This window comes from Acrocarpospora sp. B8E8 (assembly GCF_039871605.1).
GTDB classification, from domain to species: Bacteria; Actinomycetota; Actinomycetes; order Streptosporangiales; family Streptosporangiaceae; genus Acrocarpospora; species Acrocarpospora macrocephala.
Genome location: NZ_JBDPLV010000092.1, coordinates 25,064 through 39,897, shown reverse-complemented (window position 1 = coordinate 39,897; position 14,834 = coordinate 25,064). Strand labels below are relative to the sequence as shown.

Annotated in this window: 13 protein-coding genes; 12 read left to right on the top strand and 1 reads right to left on the bottom strand. The window is 69.1% G+C overall.

Going from position 1 to position 14,834, the window contains the following annotated elements; all coding sequences use genetic code 11:
- Window positions 1-82 precede the first annotated feature (82 nt).
- Window positions 83-541 (top strand): SCP2 sterol-binding domain-containing protein, encoded by a 459-nt coding sequence (locus ABGB08_RS48220; RefSeq protein ID WP_347605209.1) that lies wholly within the window; start codon window positions 83-85, stop codon window positions 539-541.
- A 192-nt stretch (window positions 542-733) separates the two neighbouring features.
- Window positions 734-2,254 carry an aldehyde dehydrogenase family protein gene (locus ABGB08_RS48215; protein ID WP_347605206.1) on the top strand — a complete coding sequence of 507 codons (1,521 nt, stop codon included), beginning with the start codon at window positions 734-736 and terminating at the stop codon, window positions 2,252-2,254.
- A 19-nt stretch (window positions 2,255-2,273) separates the two neighbouring features.
- Here ABGB08_RS48215 and ABGB08_RS48210 read toward each other — a convergent pair whose 3' ends face one another.
- Window positions 2,274-3,491: a TetR/AcrR family transcriptional regulator gene (locus ABGB08_RS48210; protein ID WP_347605203.1), complete on the bottom strand. Its 1,218-nt coding sequence runs from the start codon at window positions 3,489-3,491 to the stop codon at window positions 2,274-2,276.
- A 122-nt stretch (window positions 3,492-3,613) separates the two neighbouring features.
- On the opposite strand from ABGB08_RS48210, the gene ABGB08_RS48205 reads away from it, so the two are divergent.
- From ABGB08_RS48205 to ABGB08_RS48160, 10 genes are all read left to right on the top strand, one after another.
- On the top strand, window positions 3,614-4,387 hold the full coding sequence (locus ABGB08_RS48205) for an enoyl-CoA hydratase/isomerase family protein (protein ID WP_347605200.1): 774 nt from the start codon (window positions 3,614-3,616) through the stop codon (window positions 4,385-4,387).
- A 136-nt stretch (window positions 4,388-4,523) separates the two neighbouring features.
- Complete coding sequence (locus ABGB08_RS48200) at window positions 4,524-5,750, top strand: cytochrome P450 (RefSeq protein WP_347605197.1); 1,227 nt, start codon at window positions 4,524-4,526, stop codon at window positions 5,748-5,750.
- Window positions 5,747-6,559, top strand: a complete 813-nt coding sequence (locus ABGB08_RS48195; RefSeq protein WP_347605194.1) for an enoyl-CoA hydratase-related protein — start codon at window positions 5,747-5,749, stop codon at window positions 6,557-6,559. Before ABGB08_RS48200 ends, ABGB08_RS48195 begins: the two co-directional genes overlap by 4 nt.
- Window positions 6,556-7,530 carry a hydroxymethylglutaryl-CoA lyase gene (locus tag ABGB08_RS48190; RefSeq protein ID WP_347605191.1) on the top strand — a complete coding sequence of 325 codons (975 nt, stop codon included), beginning with the start codon at window positions 6,556-6,558 and terminating at the stop codon, window positions 7,528-7,530. The genes ABGB08_RS48195 and ABGB08_RS48190 overlap by 4 nt, the downstream gene beginning before the upstream one ends.
- Window positions 7,527-8,714, top strand: a complete 1,188-nt coding sequence (locus tag ABGB08_RS48185; protein ID WP_347605188.1) for an acyl-CoA dehydrogenase family protein — start codon at window positions 7,527-7,529, stop codon at window positions 8,712-8,714. Before ABGB08_RS48190 ends, ABGB08_RS48185 begins: the two co-directional genes overlap by 4 nt.
- A gap of 11 nt (window positions 8,715-8,725) precedes the next feature.
- Window positions 8,726-9,886, top strand: a complete 1,161-nt coding sequence (locus tag ABGB08_RS48180; protein WP_347605185.1) for an acyl-CoA dehydrogenase family protein — start codon at window positions 8,726-8,728, stop codon at window positions 9,884-9,886.
- A gap of 8 nt (window positions 9,887-9,894) precedes the next feature.
- Complete coding sequence (locus tag ABGB08_RS48175) at window positions 9,895-11,010, top strand: NDMA-dependent alcohol dehydrogenase (protein ID WP_347605182.1); 1,116 nt, start codon at window positions 9,895-9,897, stop codon at window positions 11,008-11,010.
- A 31-nt stretch (window positions 11,011-11,041) separates the two neighbouring features.
- Window positions 11,042-11,290, top strand: a complete 249-nt coding sequence (locus tag ABGB08_RS48170) for an NAD(P)-binding protein (RefSeq protein ID WP_347605179.1) — start codon at window positions 11,042-11,044, stop codon at window positions 11,288-11,290.
- 400 nt (window positions 11,291-11,690) lie between these two features.
- Window positions 11,691-12,809 (top strand): CaiB/BaiF CoA-transferase family protein, encoded by a 1,119-nt coding sequence (locus ABGB08_RS48165; RefSeq protein ID WP_347605212.1) that lies wholly within the window; start codon window positions 11,691-11,693, stop codon window positions 12,807-12,809.
- The gene (locus ABGB08_RS48160) at window positions 12,806-14,794 is read left to right on the top strand and encodes an acetoacetate--CoA ligase (protein WP_347605177.1); all 1,989 of its coding nucleotides are present in this window, start codon (window positions 12,806-12,808) and stop codon (window positions 14,792-14,794) included. The genes ABGB08_RS48165 and ABGB08_RS48160 overlap by 4 nt, the downstream gene beginning before the upstream one ends.
- The last annotated feature ends 40 nt before the right edge of the window (window positions 14,795-14,834 follow it).

The following is a 14,834-nucleotide window of genomic DNA, read 5'->3' as shown; positions in this document are numbered from 1 at the left end:
TGGCGGCCACCCATGCCCACCGCCGTCCCCTGACACCCGTCGCCGTCCCGGGTCCGCCTCGCACGGCACCCGGCGATAGCGCATGCCCGCCGCCATCACTCACCGTGAGCTACGTGGTTGTTTACAAATCATGGGCGGGTTTCGCAGTGCGGACGAAGTTCACCAATTCCTCGGCGGCACCTTCGAAGAGGCGTTGGCCGACGACTCGATCGGTCCCAAGCTCGCCGGCACCGGCATGAGCCTCCGGATGGACTACACAGATCCGGACACCACGGTGCGGGTCGATTTCCCGACGAGGCAGATCCTCGTCGGCGCGGCGGCCGCCATCGAGTCGGACGCCACGCTGAGCATGACCGCCGACACCGCGAACCAGTACTGGCAGGGCAAGGTCAGCCTCCCGCTGGCGATGGCCCGCGGGAAGGTCAAGATCGGCGGATTGGCCTCGCAGCTGCTCAAACTGACGCCCGTCGCCAAGGACCTGTACCCCCGGTACGTCAAGATGCTGGCCGACAACGGCCGCTCCGACCTCATCGCGAAATGAGGCGACCATGACCGAGTCGGTAGCCGAGAACCGGATCCACCACCCGATCGACATCTCCGCAGGCGAGTTCTGGCGGTTGACGCCGGAGCGGCGCGAGGAGACCTTCGCCCGGCTTCGCGCAGAGGCGGCGAGGGCGAGGCCGAGTTCGTCCGGTCGGTCTCGGCGCGGCTGCCGATGTGGACGATTTCGGAGATGATCGGGATCCCCGATGATCGGCGGCAGGAGGTCGTCGACGCAGCCCACGCGATGATCGCCTGGGGAGACGACGACACGGTCGCCGGGTCCGACTCGGCGACCGAGATGCTCAACGGCCTCGTCACCCTGCACGGCGTCTGCCAGGACGTCATCGACATGCGGCGGGAGAAGCCGGAGAACGGCCTGATCTCCGCCCTGATCGCGGCCGAGGTCGACGGCCAGCACCTCACGGACGACGAGATCCGGGCCTTCTTCGTGCTGCTCTGCGCGGCGGGCAACGACACCACCAAGCAGACCACCACGCACACCCTGCGCGCGCTGACCGAGAACCCCGGCCAGCGGGACTGGCTGATGGCCGACTTCGACGCCAGGATCGGGCCCGCGGTCGAGGAGTTCGTCAGGTGGGCGTCTCCGGTGATGACCTTCCGGCGCACGCCACTGGAGCGGTTCGAACTGAACGGCACGGTCATCGAGCCCGGTGACAAGGTCGCCATGTTCTACAGCTCGGGCAACCGGGACGAGTCGATCATCGACCGGCCGCGGGAGTTCGACATCACCCGCAAGCCCGGCCCGCACGTGGCCTTCGGTGGCGGCGGGCCGCACTACTGCCTGGGCTCGCACCTGGCCAAGGCGCAGCTCCGGTCGATCTTCCGAGAGCTTTACACCCAGCTCCCGGACGCCACTCAGGACCTCCTCGCTCAGGCGATGGACCATGTCATCTTCACCGGTGGTCCGGAGATCGGGAAGCGCGTGGCGGCTCCCCATCTCACGCCGGTGACCCTGGAGCTCGGCGGCAAGAGCCCGGCGGTGGTGGCCAGGGACGCCGACATCCCGGTGGCGGCCCGGCGCATCGCCTGGGTGAAGTTGCTGAACTCGGGGCAGACCTGTATCGCCCCGGACTACGTGCTCGTCGACGCGTCCGTGCGGGAGGAGTTCCTCGGAGCCCTCGAGAAGACGATCGAGGAGTTCCAGGTCGGGGAGCCCGCCGGCCGGATCATCGACGAGCGGCAGTTCGACCGAGTCAGCGCGTTGCTGGACGGGCACGGCGGCACCGTCGTGCGAGGAGGGACGCGGGACCGGGCCACTCTGACGATCGATCCGGCCGTGGAGCTGGACCCGGCCCCCGACTCCCCGCTCATGCGGGAGGAGATCTTCGGTCCCGTGCTCCCGGTCGTCACCGTCGAGTCCCTCGACGACGCGATCCGCAGGATCAACAGCGGCCCCAAGCCGCTGGCGGCCTATCTGTTCGGGTCCTCCAGGACCGATCGGGAACGCCTCGTGAACGAGACGAGCTCCGGCGGCGTCGTCATCAATCACGCCGCGATGCACTGCCTGGTGCCGCAACTCCCGTTCGGCCGCGTCGGTAACAGCGGTATGGGCGCCTACCACGGCAAGTGGGGGTTCGAGACCTTCAGCCACCGGAAGGCGGTGCTCGTCAAACCGGCCAAGCCGGACCCGTCGCTCATGTATCCCCCGTATACGGTGTCCAAGAAGAAGCTGATGCGCCGGTTCTTCTGAGCGACCTGGTGTTCCGGCTTCAGTCGAGCAGAACGGCGATCGCCACAGCGAGGACCTCGACTCCGATCTGCGGGCGGTCGGCGAAGTGGCCGAGGCGGACGAGGTCGTTGATCGCTGCTACGGCCGCGCGCACGCGGACCCGCGCCACAGGCTCTTCGAGGTCCAGTGATGTGGCGATCAGTGCCCGTGTCCAGTCGAGCAGTTCGGTCCGGACCGTGGCCTGCGTCCGGGCGAACGCGTCTGGGGGGAGGTGCATCGGTTCGGACACGTACACGCCGAGCAGGCTGCGGTTGTCCAGGCAGTAGCCGATGTACGCGGCGACCAGTTCCTGGAGGTCGGGCGCCCGACCCGCGCTCCGACGGAGCGTCTGGGCCTCGACGAGGTTGTCCGACGCTCGGTCGAACGCCGTGACCAGGATTTCTGCCTTGGTCGTGTAGTGGTGCAGGATGCTGGGCCCCGCGATCCCGATTGCGGCGCCGATGTCGTCCAGGCTGACTCCGCTGTAACCGCGGGCGAAGAAGAGTCCGATCGCGGTGTCGACGATCTGCTCGCGCCGGGAGGAACGAGCCGGATCGGACTGGTCGCTCCGATCGGGGCCGGCCATCGTCGCCCGGGCAGACGCGAGGTCGGTCCGCAAGCACCTCAGCGCGATCGTCGTCAACGTGCGCCGGTAGTCCTCGGGGGTCAGGCTGGTGCGGGTGGTGGACGGCAGAGACAGCACCGCCGTCGCGGCCGTGATGAGCAGCCGCGCGTCGTCGTGGGCCAAAGCGGTGTTCTCACGGCGCAGCCTGCGCGAGAGCGCATCCACTACCCGACCGAACTGCTCCTGAACCGGCGCGCGGAGCTCGGGGGAGAGGAACCTGGACTCCCTCTGGAGCAGCACCCACATGTCCGGCCGGTGCAACCCGACCTCGGCCACGGCCGCGACGACCGTTTCGAGCGGTGCGTCGGCGGCGCCGCCGACGGCCTCCTCGACGAGGTCCAGACCGCTGGCGATGCTGGCGGCGAGCAGGGCCTCCTTGTTCTTGAAGTGCCGGTAGACGGCCGGCCCGGTCACCCCGGCGTCCGCCGCGACGTCCCCTAGCGAGACGCGGTGGTAGCCGAGTAGGTGGAACCGCTGCGCGGCCAGTTGGGCGAGCTGATCGCGGCGCTGAGCAGCGCTCAGCCGCGCCGCCTTCGATAGCGGACCCCGTAGTGCCGCCATGTCGTGTTCCCCTTCCGGACCTGTCCTGCTCATCCTGCCTCATTGCGAGGTGCGCCGGCGATCCAGTAGCCTAGTTAATATTAACTTGGGTTCGATTGTCCTGACATCCGCTGAACGGAACGTCCGGCTGGGTGGTGATGGTGAGAGGAGGCTCGGTGGCGGCGTTCGAGGATTACGCGAATTCCTTCAAGGTGCTGCGGCTTTCCCGCGAGGACGGCGTGCTCACGGTGCGGATGCACTATCGCGGCGGCCCGATGACCTGGACCGCACTGGCTCACCGCGAGTTCCCGAGGCTGCTGGAGTCGATCTCGGGGGACCCCGAGAACCGGGTCGTGATCCTCACCGGGACAGGGGACTCCTTCATCCGGACGCCAGAGGGCTACGGCGATGTCTACCGGAGCGGCAAGGTCAAGCCCTCGGACTGGGAACGCGGCCTCGGTGAGGCGCGGCGGATGCTGTTCGGGCTGCTCGACCTCGAGATTCCGGTGGTGGCGGCGGTCAACGGCCCGGTCACCGGACACGCCGAGCTGGTCCTGCTGTGTGACGCGGTCGTCTGTACGGAGGCCACGTACTTCCAGGATCTGGCCCATCTGCCCAGTGGTCTCGTGCCGGGTGACGGGGTCCAGGTGCTCTGGCCGATGGTGCTCGGTCCGGTCCGCGGCAAGCACTTCCTACTGACCGGGCAGAAGATCGGCGCCACCGAGGCGCTGTCGCTGGGGGTGGTGGGCGAGGTGGTGCCCTCCGCCGCAGACGCGGACAAACGGGCGGAAGAGATCGCCCGCGACCTCGCTGGTGTCGACCGGCTGGTCATGACGCACACCCGGTCGCTGTTGCAGCGGCCGATCCGGCGTGCGTTGGAGCAGGACCTGATGACGGGCCTGGGCATCGAGGCGTACGTCTCGATCTCCCGGTTCCCTGAGTTCGATTGATCATCGGGCTTCGTGGAACGGAACAAGGAGGCTCGCATGGGCGAGGAACGCTGAACGAGATCGTCAAGGTGGACGCGACGCCGTCGGGGTGCCGCACGAGCGGCTCGCCCCGACCCCACACTGAAAGGAGGGCTCGATGGCCGACCGCTTTTACCAGCCGGACACCGTGCAGTGCCCGTACCCCTACTACGAGCAGTTGCGCGCGCAGCAGGGCGTCCACCAACTCGAGGGGGAGGACGTCTATCTCGTCACCCGGCACGCGGACTGCGATTCGGTGCTCGGCCGGGTCGAGGACTTCTCGAACAAGGCCGGGCCGGGGCTGCGGCAGAAGGCGCTGATGGGCGCCGAGGCGGCACCGGACGACGCCAAGTACCGGGTCGTCCGCACCCTGCTGACCAATGATCCGCCCTCGCACAGCCGGTTCCGCAAGCTGGTGGCCAGGGCGTTCACCGCCCGTCGGATCAAGGAGCTCGAACCCAAGATCCGCGGCGTCGTCGACGACCTGATCGACGCTTTCCCCGCCGACGGGCAGATCGACTTCGTGCGGGACTTCGCGAAGCCGTTGCCGCTCATCGTGATCGCCGATTTCCTCGGCGTACCGCGCAGCGACCTCGACGTGTTCGAGAAGTGGTCGGACGACGCCGCCGAGGTGCTCGGCGGCACCCTCAGCGCGGAGCGGTCCCGGGAGTGCCACGAGTCGCTGCAGGAGCTGCTGGGGTACTTCGACGACCGGATCGCCGACCGCAGGCTCAACCCGTCCGAGGACTTCCTCGGGCTGCTCGTCAACGCCGTCGACAAGGATGAGAAGCCGCTCACCACGCAGGAGATGCTGGCCATCTCCTACGTCACGCTGGTGGCGGGCAACGAGACCACGGTCAACATGCTCTCCGGGATGATGATGATGCTGCTGCAGCAGAACCCCGAGCAGCTCGCCCGCGTCCGCGAGGATCCGAAGAAGATCCCGTTCGCGGTCGAGGAGGCGTTGCGGCTCGAGGCGCCGGTGCAGGGCAGTGTGCGGTTGTGCAAGGCGGACACCGAGATCGCGGGCACCCCGGTGCCGCAGGGCTCGCGGGTGCTGATCGTGGCGGGCGCGGCCAACCGGGACGCCGGGGTCTTCCCCGAGCCGGACCGGTTCGACGTCGACCGACCCAACTCGCGTCACCACCTCTCGTTTGGCAAGGGGATCCATCTCTGCCTTGGTGCCGCGCTGTCCCGGGCGGAGGGCACCATCGCGCTGGAGCACCTGCTGGACCGGGTGGAATCACTGGAGATGCCCGCAGACTTCACCCCGGAGTACAAGGACAACGCGGTGCTGCGCTCGATGCTCGAACTGCCGCTGCACGTGCGGAAGGCGGCGTCATGACGACGGCGCAGCAGTGGGACGCGGTCGAGCGGTCGGTGCGTTACGGGCGTTCCGGGCGCGTTGTCACGCTGACCATCGACCGGCCGGACCGCCGCAACTCGATGACGTTCGAGACCCTCGCCAGCCTGCGGGACGGCGTGCTGCGCGCGAAGTCCGAGAGTGGCGTCCGGGTACTGGTCATCACCGGGGCCGGGGACAAGTCGTTCTGCGCGGGTGCCGACCTCGGCGGCGTGCGCGGCGCGGAGCTGGACGCGGAGGCAGCACACGAGGGGCGCGGCCACCTGGCCGACTTCTTCCGCACGCTGTGGTCCGCGGGGATCCCGACCATCGCCAAGGTCCGCGGTTACGCGCTCGCGGGCGGCTTCGGCCTGGCGATGGCCTGCGACATCGTGGTGGCCTCGGAGGACGCCGTGTTCGGCACCCCCGAGGTCGCCGTCGGGCTGTGGCCCTACATGATCACCGTGCCGCTGCTGCGCTCGATGCCGCCGAAGGTGGCCCTCGAGCTGATGATGTCCGGCCGGCGGGTGGATACCGCCGAGGCGCAGCGGATCGGCTTCGTCAACGAGGTGGTCCCCGCCTTGGAGCTGGACCTGGCCGTGGATCGGGTGGCCGAGCGGATCGCCGCCCAGTCGCCCGCGGCGATCCGCCTGGGGCGCAGCGCCTTCTACCGGGTGCTCGGGTCCCAGCCGGACGAGGCGCTGGCCTTGCTGCAGGCGATGCTCAGCGTCGCCACCGGCACGCACGACGCCAAGGAGGGCACCTCCGCCTTCGCCGAGAAGCGCAAACCGGTATGGAAGGACGACTCGTGACCCGGCTGCCCGCGCCGCCCGCCGAGGTCGCGCTCTGCGAATGCTGGTCACGGGACGGCCTGCAGTCGTGGTCCGAGGTCGTGCCGACCGACCGCAAGATCGCCGTGCTGGAGGCGGCGATCGGGGCGGGCGTGCGCGAGCTGGACGTCACCTCGTTGGTGCCGGCGAAGTACGCGCCCCAGTTCGCCGACGCCGAGGAGGTGCTGGCGGCCGTGGCGGAGCGGGGAGCCGGACGCGGGGTGCGCATCCGGGTGCTCGCCCCCAATCTGCGAGGCGTGCAGCGGGCCGTGGAGCTGAACGAGAAGCTGGGCGCGATCACCACCGTGGGCTTCCCGATCTCGGCGTCCGAGGCGCACAACCTGGCGAACCTCAAGCGGACTCACGCCGAGCACCTGAGCCAGATCGAGCAGATGGTCGCAGCGGCCCACGCGGCGGGCCTGGAGACGGTGTCGGCCCTGGCCACCGCCTTCGGTTGCCCGATCACCGGCGAGGTGCCGGAGGAGACCGTCTTCGACATGGCTGGGCGACTGATCGACATCGGCGTGGACCGGATCATGCTCAGCGACACGACCGGGCTCGCGGATCCAGTGCGGGCTGGCGCCTACACCGCGCGGGCCGTCGAGAGCCACCCGGACACCGGCTGGATCGCGCACTTCCACGACACCCGCGGTGCGGGGGTCGCGAACACCTGGGCAGCCGTCCTCGCGGGGGCGACCTGCGTCGACTCGTGCCTGGGCGGCATCGGCGGGGAACCCCCGACCGTCGAGCAGAACCACGCCGGGGAGACCGGCAATGTCAGCACCGAAGACGTCGCCGTGCTGCTGGAGCGCGCTGGCGTGCGGACCGGGATCGCTCTGGACCGGCTGCTTGCCGCAGGGCTGCTGGCCGAAGAGATCCAGGGCGCGCCCGGCCGCAGCCAGGTCCAGCGCACCGGCACGGGCCTGATCGGCCACGAGGGGAGTACAAGATGACAGCGGACGCGACGCGGTCCGCAGCCTGGGACCTGTCCGAGGACCAGGAGGCCATCAAGAAGGCCGTCGACGACGGGATGAAAAAGTTCTCGCTCGGCTACTGGCGGGAGATCGACAAGGCCGGCGAGTTCCCGGACGAGTTCTTCGGCTTCGCCGCCCAGCAGGGCTGGCTCGGGATCGCCATGCCCCCGGAGTTCGGTGGCGCGGGTCTGGGCATCTCCGAGGCCGTGATGATGATGGAGGGCATCGCGCGCGGCGGTGGCCTCACTGCGGCGAGCACGGTGCACATGAACGTGTTCGGCACCAATGTCGTCGTCAAGCACGGCTCGCCGGAGATGAAGCAGGCCAGCCTGCCGGATATCATCGGCGGCCGGATGAAGGTCGCGTTCGGCGTCAGCGAGCCGGACTCGGGGCTGGACACCACGAGCCTGCGCACGCGGGCCGTCAGGGACGGCGGCGACTGGGTGGTCAACGGCCGCAAGGTGTGGATCAGCACCGCACAGGTCGCGGACAAGATCCTTCTGTTGACCCGCACCCGCGAGCCCGACCCCGGCAAGTCGAAGGCGGACGGGCTGACGCTCTTCTTCACCGACCTTGACCGGGACCACATCAGGGTCAACGAGATCGAGAAGGTCGGCCGCGCCGCGGTCGACTCCAACGAGCTCTTCATCGACGACCTGCGGGTCCCGGACCGGGACATGGTCGGCGAGGAGGGCAAGGGTTTCAAGCTGCTACTCGACGGGCTCAACCCGGAGCGGCTGCTCGTGGCCTCCGAGGCGATCGGGATCGGCCGCAAGGCACTCGAGATCGCGGTCGAGTACGCCAAGGAGCGCCAGGTCTTCGGCCGAGTGATCGGCATGAACCAGGGTGTCCAGTTCCCGCTCGCCGACAGCTACGCGCGCCTCGAGTCCGCCTGGCTGATGGTCCTGCGCGGGGCGAGTCTCTACGACCGCGGCCTGGACTGCGGCGCCGAGGCCAACAGCGCGAAGTACCTGGGCGGCGAGTACGGCTTCGAGGCCGCGGACCGGGCGATGCAGACCCTCGGCGGCTACAGCTACGCGAAGGAGTACCACGTCGAGCGGCTGTGGCGGGAGGCCAAGCTGACCCGCCTCGCTCCGGTCAGCCCGGAGCTCATCCTCTGCTATCTCGCCGAGCGCAAGCTCGGTCTGCCGAAGTCGTACTGAGAGGCGAGACGATGGACTTCGACCTGAACGACACCGACATCGCGTGGCGGGACGCCACCCGTGAATGGGTCGACAAGAAGTATCCGAAGAGCCGGGCCCGGGAGATCGAGGCAAGCGGCGAGCTGTTCCCGCAGCAGCTGTGGGACGACCTGTCGGAGGCGGGCTACTACGGTATCGGCATTCCCGAGGAGTACGGCGGCCAGGGCGGCACGGTCTTCACCCAGGCACTCGCCGCGCGGGAGCTGACCCGCAACCTCGGCGGGCTGATCGCGGTCTGGCTCGCCCCCGTCGTCGGCGGCACGATGACCCTGCTCGCGGCGGCGAGCGAGGAGCAGAAGAAGGATCTGCTGCCCCGCATGGCGCGGGGCGAGCTGGTGTTCGCCATCGCCATCACCGAGCCCGGCGGCGGCACCGACCTGCTCGGGGGGATGCGCTCGACCGCGCGGCTCGAGGGCGACGAGTGGGTCATCAACGGCCAGAAGATGTGGTCGACGGGCGCGGGCAACGCCGACTACCTGGTGGTGCTCGCCCGCAACATCGGCGACGACGGTGAGCCCTCCGGCACCAACCTGATCCTGGTGCCGGGCGACACCCCCGGCCTGGACATGCGGCACATCCCCAAGCTCGGGGTGCGGTCGCTGGCCTCCTACGAGGTCTTCCTCGACGACGTGCGCGTGCCCGCGGAGAACATCGTCGGCCCGCGGGGCAAGGGCTGGAAGGGAATCGCCGCGGGACTCAACGCCGACAAGGTGCTGCTCTCCGCGTGCTCGACCGGGATCCTGGACGGGGTGCTGGAGGACGCGCGGCGTTACCTGGGCGAGCGCGAGGCGTTCGGGAAGACGATCGACCACTTCCAGGTGCTGCAGCACAAGGTCGTCGACATCGCCGCCTGGCGGCACACCGCCGAGCTGGTCTCACACAACGCCGCCTGGCTGCTGGCGCAGGGCAGGCCGTGCGAGATGGAGGCCACCATGGCCAAGATGATCTGCTCCGAGTACGCGGTGCAGGCGGCCGACATCGGGTTGCAGCTCCTCGGCGGCCTGGGCTACTCGGCCGAGACGGACATGCAGCGGTACTGGCGGGATGCGCGGTTGTGGCGCATCGCCCCGATCACCAGCGAGATGTCCCGCAACTTCATCGCCGGCAAGCTCGGCCTGCCGCGCGGGTTCTAGGAGGAGCCGTGAAGACCGAAGCAGCGGTGCTCTGGGCCCGCGGCGAGGAGTGGAGCGTCGAGGAGATCGAGCTCGACGACCCGCGGCGCCACGAGGTCCTCGTCCGGATGGAGGCGACCGGCCTCTGCCACTCCGACGGCCACCTTGCCAGCGGGGTCCTGCCCTCAGCCCTGCCGATCATCGGCGGGCACGAGGGGGCGGGCGTCGTCGAGCGGGTGGGGGAGGGCGTGACCCGGGTGAAGCCCGGCGACCACGTCGTGTTCTCCTCCGTGCCCTCCTGCGGCATCTGCCCGGCCTGCGCGTCCGGGCACCAGAACCAGTGCGACCGGCTCGGCGTCATGGGCTCCGGCAGGCAGTTGGAGGACCAGACCTCCCGGCACCACGCCCGAGGCGCGGACCTGGCCCTGATGTGCCTGCTCGGGACGTTCTCGCGGCACGCGGTGGTGCACGAGGCCCAGTGCATCCCGATCGACCCGTCCATCCCGCTGGACCGCGCGAGCCTGGTCAGCTGCGCGGTGATCACCGGCTGGGGGGCGGTCACCCACGCCTCCGGCATCCGGCCAGGCGATGACCTCGTCGTGATCGGGGTGGGCGGCGTCGGCGTGAATGCGGTGCAGGCGGCGAGGTTCGCGGGCGCACGCTGCGTCGTCGGGGTCGACCCGGTCGCGGCCAAGCGCGACTACGCGCTGACCTTCGGGGCGACCCACGTGGCCGAGAGTATCGAGGCCGCCTACGACCTGGTCAAGGCCGAGACCAAGGGACGCATGGCCCAGCGGGTGATCGTCACCATGGATGCGGCCCGGGGCGACACCCTGCAGCCGATCCTGCGGATGACCAGCAAACTGGGTCGGATCGTGCTGTGCAGTCTCGCGGCGGCGGGCCCGCAGCCGTTGAGCCTGAACCTGTTCGACCTGACCATGCGGGAGAAGGCGATCGTCGGCTCGCTGTCCGGGTCGGCCAACCCGAACGACGAGATCCCCCGCCTCCTCGACCTGTACCAGCGCGGCCTGCTCGACCTGGACAACCAGATCTCGCGCTCGTACTCCCTCGAGGAGATCAACAAGGGCTACGCGGACATGAAGGACGGCCAGAACCTGCGCGGCGTCCTGCTCTGCGGCCAGTAGTCACCCGACCCACACCACGGAGAGATGAACGATGTCCGACCATGATGTGATCATCATCGGATCAGGCCTCGGCGGCCTGATCCGCGGGGCACTGCTCGCCCAGATGGAGGGCAGGAAGGTCCTCGTCCTGGAGCGCAACGCCGACATCGGCGGCAAGATCATGTCCTACGGTTACCTGCACAATCCGGACATCACCGAGGAGGAGTACAAGACGAGCCTCGCGTCCGCGGTGGGCCTTAGATCACGAACATCGCACAGAACGGACGCACCTTCCGGGTGAACGCTACGGCATGGGACCGCCGCTTGTCTGTCCGCGGGGACGGCAAGGGGCTCATCAGGCACGCGGGAGCGGCCCGTTCCATCGCTCCCGCCGAATCGTGCGATGAGACCTCGTCCCCCGGCGTACAGACGCGCAAAGAGGTCCATCGCTGCCGGTGACGGATGGCGCACTTGTTTAGTGAATGATCACTAGGTAATGTCTGTGGAGATTCGAGACGCCCGGGAATCGCGGTGATTCGGTGCGCCAGGCGGCGAGAGCCGGGCCGGCCGCTGGTCGTTGGGGCATGTGTCGAGTCTGCCGGCCTCCAGCCGGAGGCCGAGGCGCCGCCTCGTAACTGGGAGGGAAGTTGCAGTTCGTTGATGAGGCCGGGGGCATCAGCCGTGATGGGCCGCTTCGCGGAGTGAGGGTGATCGAGCTGGCGGGTCTGGGGCCCGCGCCCTTCGCCTGCATGTTCCTGGCCGACCTGGGCGCCGAGGTGATCCGGATCGATCGCCCGGCAGCCGGTGACCTTGAGGTGTCTCCGACATTCGAGCTCTTGAACCGGGGTAAGCGGTCGGTCATCGTCGACCTGAAGCGGTCCGAGGGAGTGGATGCGGTGCTCAGCCTCGCCGCGCACGCCGACATCTTCGTCGAGGGGTTCCGGCCGGGAGTCGCCGAGCGGCTGGGGCTGGGGCCCGAGGCGGTGCTGGCGGGCAATCCGAGATTGGTCTACGGCCGGATGACCGGCTGGGGGCAGGATGGGCCGCTGGCCCCGACGGCGGGGCACGACATCTCCTATATCGCGGTGACCGGGGCCCTGCACGCGATGGGAGAACGCGGCGGCCGGCCGCAAATCCCGTTGAACCTCGTGGGGGACTTCGGCGGGGGAGCGACGTACCTGGTCATCGGGCTGCTGGCGGCCATGCACGAAGCGCGGCTGTCAGGGCGGGGACAAGTAGTGGACGCGTCGATCCTCGACGGGACCCTGCACCTGCTGACCATGTTCCACGGCATGCTGGCCGCCGGCCAGTGGGTCGACGACCGTGGCGCCAACACCCTCGACGGCGGTGCTCCCTATTACGCGGTGTACGAGACGGCGGACGGGCGGTTCATGGCGGTCGGAGCGCTGGAGCCGAAGTTCTACCGGGAACTGCTGCGGGTACTCGACTTGGACGATGACCCCCGATGCCGGCAAGAACACGCTCACTGGCCACACCTGCGCACGCGGATCGCGGAGAAGTTCGCGAGCCGGACTCAGGCGGAGTGGATCGAGCGATTCACCGGCTCCGACGCCTGCGTCTCGCCCGTGCTCAGTCTCCAGGACGCGGCATCGCACCCCCAAGTCGAGGCCCGCCGTGCGCTCGTCGCCGTCGACGGCGTGACGCAGTCGGCAGTGGCCCCACGGTTCTCCGAGCATCCGGCCCTTTCGCCCGGGCGTCCCACCGAGCCTGGAGCGGATACCCGTGCTGTGCTCGCGGAGGCCGGTCTGGACGCCGAACGGCTGATCGCCGACGGTGTCGCAGCGGAGCGGCGGCGGTGAGCGCCACCAGCCCGGCCACCCCGGGCCTGCTGTGGCAGCCGACGCAAGAGTCGGCACGGCTCACCCGGATCGCGGACTTCGCCGCCTGGGTGGCCAGGCGGCGCGGACTGTCCTTCGGCGACCCAGTCGACTACGACACGTTGTGGCGCTGGTCAGTCGAGCACCTCGATCAGTTCTGGGGCGACTTGGCGGACTGGACCGGCGTGCTGCCCGGCGTCCTCGACGAACTGGTGCTCACTAGACGGGAGATGCCCGGCGCCGTGTGGTTCCCCGGGGCGACGCTCAACTACGCCCAGCAGGCGCTGAAGCACTCTGGTGAGCATCCCGCGCTGGTCGCGGTCGCCGAGGACACCGACCCGGTCGAGATCTCCTGGACGGACCTGCGGGCGCAGGTCGGCGCCTTCGCCGCCACCCTTCGACGGCTCGGGGTACGGCCGGGGGACAGGGTGGCCGGCTACCTCAACAATGTTCCCGAGGCGGTGGTGGCCTTCCTCGGCGCGGCGTCGATCGGTGCGGTGTGGGCTTCGTGCGCCCCCGACTTCGGCACCCGGTCGGTGCTCGACCGTCTTGAACAGATAGAGCCGGTGGTGCTGGTCGCGGTCGACGGCTACCGGTTCAACGGCAAGGAGTTCGACCGGCGCGAGATCGTCGCCGAACTGCGGGCGGCCCTGCCGAGTGTGCGGACGACGATCGTTGTGGGCCGACTGCATGCGGATGAGGTGCCCCAGGGCGCCCTGTCCTGGGCCGAGGCGGTGGGTGACCCGCAGGAGCCGTTGTTCGAGCAGTTGTCGTTCGACCACCCGTTGTGGATCGTCTACTCCTCCGGGACGACCGGACTGCCCAAGGGCATCGTGCACGGGCACGGCGGCGTTGTTCTCGAACAGCTCAAGCAGGCGGGGCTGCACATGGAGGTGGGAAACGGCGATCGCTTCTCCTGGTACGCGTCCACGGCTTGGATCATGTGGAACGTGGCCCTGTCAGCACTGGTCTGCGGCGCCACTCTCGTCATCTATGACGGCGCCCCGGCCTACCCCTCCGTCGATGCCCAGTTCGCTCTCGCCGAGCGCACCAAGCTGACCCACCTGGGCACCAGTGCCGCGTACCTGGCCGCCTGCGAGAAGGCCGGTATCCGCCCTGGCGAGACGCACGACCTGGCCGCGCTGCGGTTCGTGGGCTCCACGGGGTCGCCGCTGCCGGCCTCCACCTATTCCTGGGTGTACGAGGCGGTGAGAACAGAGGTGTTGCTCGGCTCGTTCTCCGGCGGCACCGACGTGGCGACGAGCTTCCTCGGTGCCTCGATGCTGCTGCCGGTGACGGCGGGTGAGCTGCAACGGCCATTACTCGGCGTGGCGGCGGCCTCGTGGGACGAGCAGGGCCAGCCAGTGCTCTCCGAGCTCGGCGAGCTGGTGGTCACCGAGCCGATGCCGTCGATGCCGCTGTCCTTCTGGAACGACCCGGACGGCTCCCGCTACCGGGAGGCCTACTTCGAACCGTGGCCCGGAGTATGGCGGCACGGCGACTGGCTGGAGATCACCGAGCGCGGCACGTACGTCATCGCCGGCCGGTCGGACTCCACTCTCAACCGCGGCGGCGTCCGCATGGGGACGGCCGATATCTACGCGGCCGTCGAGTCCATACCGGCCGTCACCGACTGTGTGGTCCTCGGCCTCGAGCAGCGTGACGGCGGCTACTGGATGCCACTGTTCGTGGAGCTGGCACAGGGCGAAGAGCTCACCGAGGAGCTGGACTGGGAGATCCGCGCGACGATCCGCACGCAAGCCAGCCCACGGCATGTGCCTGACGAGATCATCGTCGTCCCCGGCATACCGCACACCCGCACGGGCAAGCGGCTCGAGGTACCGCTCAAGCGGCTGTTCCAGGGAGTGGCGCCGGACAGGGCGCTCAACCTGGGGGCGGTCGACAACGCGGACCTGATCGAGCACTTCATCCGCATGGCGCTTGAGCGTGGATCAGATGCCAAATGAGCCGGTGTCCGCCCCGCATCCGGCGATCGATGAGTTGCGG

Coding starts and splice junctions, on each gene's coding strand:
- ABGB08_RS48200 (WP_347605197.1), top strand. CDS start 4,524: ATGGCCGACCGCTTTTACCAGCCGGACACCGTGCAGTGCCCGTACCCC.
- ABGB08_RS48220 (WP_347605209.1), top strand. CDS start 83: ATGCCCGCCGCCATCACTCACCGTGAGCTACGTGGTTGTTTACAAATC.
- ABGB08_RS48210 (WP_347605203.1), bottom strand. CDS start 3,491: ATGAGCAGGACAGGTCCGGAAGGGGAACACGACATGGCGGCACTACGG.
- ABGB08_RS48180 (WP_347605185.1), top strand. CDS start 8,726: ATGGACTTCGACCTGAACGACACCGACATCGCGTGGCGGGACGCCACC.
- ABGB08_RS48170 (WP_347605179.1), top strand. CDS start 11,042: ATGTCCGACCATGATGTGATCATCATCGGATCAGGCCTCGGCGGCCTG.
- ABGB08_RS48195 (WP_347605194.1), top strand. CDS start 5,747: ATGACGACGGCGCAGCAGTGGGACGCGGTCGAGCGGTCGGTGCGTTAC.
- ABGB08_RS48185 (WP_347605188.1), top strand. CDS start 7,527: ATGACAGCGGACGCGACGCGGTCCGCAGCCTGGGACCTGTCCGAGGAC.
- ABGB08_RS48215 (WP_347605206.1), top strand. CDS start 734: ATGATCGGGATCCCCGATGATCGGCGGCAGGAGGTCGTCGACGCAGCC.